Below are 208 nucleotides of genomic sequence, written 5' to 3'. Positions count from 1 at the left end.
CGCCGTGGGAATCACGCTCACCAGCTGGGGAACGGGAACGTAGGTGAACGCGACACCGTTGCTGGTGCCGCCGGGGGTGGTCACGGTCACCTGCACCGTACCCGACCCCGCCGGCACGGTCGCGGTGATCTGCGTCGCCGACACCACCGTGAACGACGAGGCGTTGACGGCACCGAACCGCACCGCCGTCACCCCCACGAACCCGCTG

At 70.2% G+C, this 208-nt stretch carries 1 protein-coding gene; it reads right to left on the bottom strand.

Annotated features, from left to right (window positions below):
- Positions 1 to 192: IPT/TIG domain-containing protein (locus tag IH61_RS45475; protein ID WP_199823454.1), on the bottom strand; the 192-nt coding region annotated here is incomplete at its 3' end.
- Between the last annotated feature and the right edge of the window lie 16 nt (positions 193 to 208).

The organism is Streptomyces sp. NRRL WC-3742 (genome assembly GCF_000720635.1).
Taxonomy (GTDB): Bacteria; Actinomycetota; Actinomycetes; order Streptomycetales; family Streptomycetaceae; genus Kitasatospora.
The sequence above is the reverse complement of the archived record's forward strand: the minus strand, read 5'-3'. Positions and strand labels throughout refer to the sequence as shown.